A 6,436-nucleotide genomic window follows, 5' to 3' on the forward strand; every position below is an offset into this window, starting at 1 on the left:
CCTAACTTAGCCACTCACAGCCAGCTTGTTACACCATCAACAATACAACACCATCTCCCGAATTGATAGCCCTGAGCGGCGCTTTATCGCGGCAGGCGGCGACTTTCCCTTGTTAATCGCCATTGTAAGCGGCACACTCAAAGCAATTGGGTCGCGGCGGCAACTCCAATCCACTTGATTCACTTTTCAGCGAATCCGCACAAACCGCCGCAACAACGAAAATCAACTTCCGGGAGGCGGGGGCGATCAAACAATTAAGCAAAATGCTGAGTGGCCGCTATTTATGGCTGTTGCGGGGACTGTTGGTGCTGATTTTGACTGGGGCGTTGTTCGCCAGTAATTCGGCGCAAATGACCAACTATCGAACCGAATTGCAAACAAGCTTGGCTAAAGAAAGCCTGCGTCTGGCGGATTTGGAAACAACTGGGCGCAAAGGCCAGATGGCGCCACGACAACTCGAACGACTGGGCGCGATCACCAGCGCCGCCAGTCAACAACTGGGCGCCCTGAAAGATCAGGACCAACAGGCTTTTCTCCGCCATGAACAGGCCAAGATCGCCGCCGCCCGGCGCTACCAACACGATTATCACCAGTGGCTACTAAGCGCGCCAGCCGCGACCAGCCGCCAGCAACAGCGGCAGGATCATCGGTTGCTTGAGCAAGGCTGGGGCCAAGAAGATCTGATCAAAACAACCCGCTATCCCAATGGTGTTTTGGCGATTTTTCAAGGATTGGCGCGGCCTTTCTTGACGCTAACGCTGGTGCTGGGTCTGATTTTGCCACTATGGGCGCAATTGCAACGCCCTAGTTTCACCCTTGTGCTGCTCAATACGCGCCGGCGTAGCTTGTTATTCGCCCGCTTCTTAGGACTCGAAGTTCTGCAAATCAGCGCCGATCTGCTGTTGGGGCTGGTTAGCGCCAGTCTGCTTAGTTGGACGCTCGGCGAAAGCCTGTTGCAACCCCCGCTGCCTAGCAGTTGGCGCTATCCATTGCTTGATGGCAGCACCCTACTTCCCCGCCTGATTTGGCTGCTGCTGGGACTCCTCTTATTGACACTGCTCGCCGCGCAAATCCTGGTCTGGCTGACACTGCGCCACTGGTCTGCGCCAGCGCAACTGCTGTTCGTCGGCGGCATCACCACCAGCGCTCTAACGCTGACTGCCAAAATCCCTCCGCTACAAACTGGCATCAACCCGCTGAATTGGTTACGGCAGTGTCCTAGCCTCGCCGCTGGAAGCGGTGGGGTGTTGATTTGTTTGTTGCTGCTGGGGCTCTTGTGGTTCAGCCTATTCTACCGCGGTCAAAATAAAACCGGACACGTTGGATAACTCGACGTGTCCGGTTTTATTTGCTTGGCTTGATGGCAGGTGTGTAGGGTGTTGCGCGTGAGCGCAACCGGCTGGGACTGCTGATGCGGACTGGAACGTGGTGGGCATCGTTTGAAGCCAATCCGCAAGCCCAGCGGCTTGTCTTCAAATCGAGCCTTGTCCTAAGCGGCAAAGCCGCCAAGGACAATTTCACCACTGAGCCGCGCAGTCCCAGCCGGTTGCTAGGCAGAATTGAGCTCATCTGCAATCGAAGGCGAAGGATTTGACGAAGTGCTTTTGCGAACTAGAGGTCAAACAATTGTCCGCTTTTGGGGTGGTACGGCAACACCAACGGATTCTGATTAATTGGTCAGGCTAGTTCGTGTCGTACAATAGGATTGTCTGCACCTAACATTGAATGGTCCACGAATACTGTTCAGCTGATTCATCCAGAACTTGCCCGAGTTCATCAGACGGACTGCGCCGGTGTCACCAATTTAAAGCTGGTGATCACTAACCATGGCCGTCAATTACGTGGCTCCTCATCAATTGGCCATAGCTTGCCAGTCGGCGGGAGTGCTCAAGCGACTGTTGAAACGTTGAGCGGCTGGAGCGGAGAAATTCGGGGTGAGATCGCCGTGAAATTGTCCTTGGCGGCTCTGCCGCTTAGGACAAGGCCTGATTTTGAGACAAGCCGCGTACTTTGCGGATTGGCTCAAAACAGCGCCCACAGCGAGCTCACCCCGAATTTCGCAGCGCAAGCCGCGGCCAACCTACTTTTAGCTAGCGCCCCGCTTTTGCTTGTCGCTGTTGGATCAGGTAAACGATCAGCGCCGCGCCCAATACGATCAGAACCATCACCCAGTGCACCGTGCCGATCAGCCCGCTGAAATTCGCCGAGACCGTTTTGTGCGCATAGGAAGTCAAGAGCCCGGCCAACTTGATCCCGCGAACTTGCGCGACGAGCATCATCACCAACCACAACAACATTTGGAAGAACAGCCCGCCTAACGCTAAAAGCCGCGGTGCGACCAAGAATTCTTCATCAGTGGTCAGTGGCGTTTCGCCATCTAATTCCGCCAACACTTCGCGATTCAATTCACCGACCACGATCCGCAAGCACAGGATACCCACCAAGTAAACAGGTTGCCAGAAGGTCAACACCAGCCCTAGCGCCAGCAGAAGTAAATTAAAGTCGGCCACACTAACTTGGGGGATTTTGGCGTGCAGGAATTTCAGTAGCGGCGCGCCAATCGCCATGGCCACCACGTACATCAGGATGACCCACACATAAAAACTGCTGCCTAAAATCACGAAAACATAAATCGTCCCGTAAACGGCCACGAAATCAATACAAAGACCGCGTAAGAAACCGCGGGCGCGGATCGTCCAAGTCAGGCGGCCGTTTCCCCGGGCCAAACGCCACGAGAAAATCAATAGCGCCAGCGGTAAGACGATCGCCAACACTGTCAGGCCCCGCAAAAGTGACTGCATCGTGCCTTCATTACGGGCCAGTCGAAAATTGATCAGGCTCAAGAAGATCGCCGCCGTCAACAACAGATTGAGCCCGAGCAACTTGACATCCCGCCAAACCACCGGCGCTAAGGGTTGCCGTAGAGGGCTGGCCCACAGCCCTACCCAGCCTAGGCCGACATAAAGCAACATGCCGCCGAAAGACCAAACGATCAGGCGGCCGCCGTCCAGCTGGATCAAGCCCAGCAACAATAACAGCGCGCCATATTGGTACAAGGCGCTGAATTTGATTTTTGGCAGCGCCGCCGTTTGTCCCCGTTGGTTGAAAACACGCACCGCTGGCGGCAATAACGCCGCCGCGATCCCCACGCCGACCCCGGCCAAGTCCCAAAACAATGGATTCCAGCCGCCAAACAGTCCCAACAAGCAGCCTAGGGTCGCCGCGCTCAGTCCCCACGTCGCTAGCCGTTCCGCCTTCGGATGATAGCCGCGAAAGAGGAACAAGGTCGTCCGCCGAAACGTATAAAACAGCACATAAGGCAAGGCGTTAAGGATCACGATATTGTTGCGCAAGATCAATTGCGGCAACAGTAAATAAGGTAGCGTGTTCACGGTGAAGCTGGTGATCTTGAGAAAAAGCGCGGAGAAACGAGCGCTCGTTTGCTTGAGTTGGGCGATATTGATCAAAATGAACCTCCTGAGCTGTGAAGCTGACAGTTTTTTTCTGCTTTGATTATAAGCTGATTTCCAGATAGTTCAAAGCGAAACCCTTGCCGCCGGATCCGCCCGACGACCCCTTGACGAGATCAGATCAAGGTCACGGTCGTTAATAAATTTTTCTCAGGCGATAAAAGCCGAACATTTTGTTTTTTCTGTTACCGCGACTGTCGCTGCGGATAAGCGGTCAAGTTCATGTTGGACAAGGCTTGACACCCCTTTAGCTCCAATAATTACAAAGCACGCTTGTATACTTTTTAGTCACTTTGATAGACATATGATGACTTTTAAAGCCTGATAGTTACCCGCTTGTTCCTTTACACTTTAGGTATCCTAGACTGCAAGGGGGCATTAGATGGCATTTGGTAAAGAAATTGCGGGGCGGATCCATGACTTGCGCATCAGCCAAGGACTCACTCAAGAGAAATTGGCCGAGAAAGCGGGCATCGATCCCACCATGTTTGGTCGGATCGAGCGGGGCCAGCGCGCCAATCTCACCGTTAACACACTGGAGAAAATCGTCACGGCACTGGACATTGACTATCCAACTTTCTTCTCGTTTGGCGATAGTTCCGATCGGACCACGGTGGTTCTCAGCCGCTTGGCTTTGTTGGACCAACCTGACGAAGTGTTGGCGATCATCGAAAGCGTGATCGACCTGGCCGAAGCCACGCATCATGGCAAGCCAGAATCACCTGAATCATAGACACACAGACCCCCGACCGACCCTGGTGCGACGGGTCTTTTTTGCATTGCGGATTCTGTGCCGCTCGGTTCTGTGCCGTTTGGTCCGGGCCTCTTGCTTCGGTGCCATTCCGTCCGGACCTCTCGCTTTGATGCCGTCCGGCTCTATGCTGCCCAACTTCTTTCCTACCGATTTTTTTGCCAATTTCGGACCACTGATCCTTTGATCGCCCTAAAAAAACCTCCCACGCTAACCCATTCAGGTAACTTAGGAGGTTTGATTGCTGTTAGTTGGACACTAACTGGCATCAGGTAACTTAATTAATGCGTTTGGCCTAACTCAGTACAACTGTTTCGTGGCGGAATCCGCGAAAGCGTTGAAAGGTGCGATGGTTTGCGCGCGATCGTGCTGTTCCAGTTTCAAGACGGTCACGTCGGTGCAGCCACCTTGGATATAATCATAGATATAATCGTCACGGAAGCCGATCGCCGCCGCGTCTTGGGCGTTATTGCCGTAATAAGTGGTTTTGATATTGGCCCAAATGATCGCGCTTAAGCACATGGGACAAGGATAAGCATTGGTGTAAAGTTGGCAACCGCTGAGATCGTGGGTTCCCAGCGCCTGACAAGCCGCCCGGATCGCCATCACCTCGCCGTGAGCGGTGGGATCATTATTTTCCAGCACCTGGTTGTGTCCTTGGGCGATGATCTGGCCATCTTTGACCACCACTGACCCGAACGGACCGCCGGCGCCAGTGGTCACATTGCTGGCCGCCTCCGCGATGGCGATCTGCATGAATTTACTTTGATAATTGCTTGGCTTTTGGCTCATGGATTCACTTTGATACTTGCTTGGCTCTTCGCTCATAAATTTACCTTCTCTTTTAAACGTGCTGTGAGGTGCAGACCGCGCCTCGCCGCACTCTCCTTTTTTGAAATGTGCTCCGCGCAACTGACCTCTGCGCTTAGCGACACGATGTCTCCGGAAGCAAACACCGCTTCCAAAGTCATCGCTAAGCTAATGCCCAAGGTCAACCCGTTGCGCTCTGCACTCTCCTTTTATCGACCACTAACTACCGCCAGTTCCCTGACGCTAAAAGTGAGTCCACCTCACATTCTAACTGATAACGGCGTGAATTACACCTACCAACCACGCCTTTTTATGGAAAAATGTTAAGATTTTGCCGAAAAATCACAAATTTAATGACTGTTGCGGCGCCGCTAATTAGTTTTTTCTAATTTTGTAAGATAATTCTGCACATTTCTGCGGTATAATACTAGCCAGTTAGTCAATTCGAAAGGAGTCATCATTTTGCCTGCAGAAAATAATTACTTTGTCGCAGAACGGTCCACCTACAGCTTCCATCGCGGCCATTATCTAAGTGGCGCTTTCGTCAACGCCAATCCCGAAGATATGAATTTTGATATTTTCCAACTTTATCCACTGCCGATCACCATTCGCCGGTTCAATCAAGCCCGGGAGAAGAACGGCGAGCTCCTGTTTCGCGATACCTTCAAATATGAAGCCACCCTTTACTCTTCATCCAACAAGCAAGCCCGCCTCTTCCTTGAGCAAACTATGAAAAAACCACTGGTAGTCATGGCGGAAGGCGCCGAATTTCTTGACGGTGTCGGCAACGAGATCGCGCTCCATACGGTCCGGCTGATCGAGGCGACCGATTCGGCCAACAATCTTTGTTACCTGCTGATCGGCGGGCGCGGCGCTCTCGAATATAAGAGTAATCACTTGGCAACAACGGAATATCTCGACTATGAGCAGTCGTTATTTGAAATGGATCCGCAACAACATGTGGTCTTAACGGAAGAACATTTGTTGGCATTTGCTTTGACGTTGGCCCATGAGTATTTTGACCGGCATATTTCGGCGGCGGATGTGGTGTCCCAGTCGACGATTTTCCCGGTTGCGGGCACTTCCTTCTCCGGGCCGGTCAAAGTTGCCAGTGGTCCTGACGCGCCGCGCATCGGCTTTTACTTCGAAACGACGCATAAATGGCTGCCAGTTCCTGATCCGAACAATTTTGGTAATGACTGATTTTAAAGCAATTTGGCCGCGGCTTGCGCTGCGCGTGGCGTTGGTGGTTGGCAAGTGTGGTGGGGCTCCAGGTCGGGCTGGGGGTGGTGGAACGCGGCGGGCACGACTTGAAGCTTTTCGGAAAACCACCGAAAATCTTCAAGCTCGGCCTTATTGTAGGCGATAAATCGCCAACAATAATATCGCGGCTGACTCACCCCCA

At 52.9% G+C, this 6,436-nt stretch carries 7 protein-coding genes; 4 read left to right on the top strand and 3 right to left on the bottom strand.

What is annotated here, in order from left to right; genetic code table 11:
* Positions 1-146 precede the first annotated feature (146 nt).
* On the top strand, positions 147-1,328 hold the full coding sequence (locus tag EKM94_RS10665) for a hypothetical protein (protein ID WP_125601653.1): 1,182 nt from the start codon (positions 147-149) through the stop codon (positions 1,326-1,328).
* Positions 1,329-1,344: 16 nt separating this feature from the next.
* Here the strand turns inward: EKM94_RS10665 and EKM94_RS12490 are convergent, their stop codons facing one another.
* Positions 1,345-1,521 (bottom strand): hypothetical protein, encoded by a 177-nt coding sequence (locus tag EKM94_RS12490; RefSeq protein WP_164511207.1) that lies wholly within the window; start codon positions 1,519-1,521, stop codon positions 1,345-1,347.
* Between the two features lie 184 nt (positions 1,522-1,705).
* Between EKM94_RS12490 and EKM94_RS10670 the strand changes: the two genes are divergently transcribed.
* Entirely contained in the window at positions 1,706-2,197 is a 492-nt protein-coding gene (locus EKM94_RS10670; protein ID WP_125601656.1) for a hypothetical protein, read from the top strand.
* Here EKM94_RS10670 and EKM94_RS10675 read toward each other — a convergent pair.
* Entirely contained in the window at positions 2,091-3,467 is a 1,377-nt protein-coding gene (locus EKM94_RS10675) for a hypothetical protein (RefSeq protein WP_125601659.1), read from the bottom strand. The genes EKM94_RS10670 and EKM94_RS10675 overlap by 107 nt on opposite strands.
* Before the next feature lie 385 nt (positions 3,468-3,852).
* Between EKM94_RS10675 and EKM94_RS10680 the strand changes: the two genes are divergently transcribed.
* Positions 3,853-4,203, top strand: a complete 351-nt coding sequence (locus tag EKM94_RS10680; protein ID WP_125601662.1) for a helix-turn-helix domain-containing protein — start codon at positions 3,853-3,855, stop codon at positions 4,201-4,203.
* 318 nt (positions 4,204-4,521) lie between these two features.
* Here the strand turns inward: EKM94_RS10680 and EKM94_RS10685 are convergent, their stop codons facing one another.
* A complete protein-coding gene (locus EKM94_RS10685) occupies positions 4,522-5,013 on the bottom strand; it encodes a nucleoside deaminase (protein ID WP_225422216.1) in 492 nt (163 codons plus the stop codon).
* Positions 5,014-5,493: 480 nt separating this feature from the next.
* Between EKM94_RS10685 and EKM94_RS10690 the strand changes: the two genes are divergently transcribed.
* Positions 5,494-6,234 (top strand): hypothetical protein, encoded by a 741-nt coding sequence (locus EKM94_RS10690; protein ID WP_125601668.1) that lies wholly within the window; start codon positions 5,494-5,496, stop codon positions 6,232-6,234.
* Positions 6,235-6,436: the final 202 nt, after the last annotated feature.

The sequence above is a fragment of the Lapidilactobacillus achengensis genome, from assembly GCF_003946655.1.
Taxonomy (GTDB): Bacteria; Bacillota; Bacilli; order Lactobacillales; family Lactobacillaceae; genus Lapidilactobacillus; species Lapidilactobacillus achengensis.

Bases quoted from the DNA above. Each gene is read 5' to 3' on its own strand.
- EKM94_RS10680 (WP_125601662.1), top strand. From the start codon at position 3,853: ATGGCATTTGGTAAAGAAATTGCGGGGCGGATCCATGACTTGCGCATC.
- EKM94_RS10685 (WP_225422216.1), bottom strand. From the start codon at position 5,013: ATGAGCCAAAAGCCAAGCAATTATCAAAGTAAATTCATGCAGATCGCC.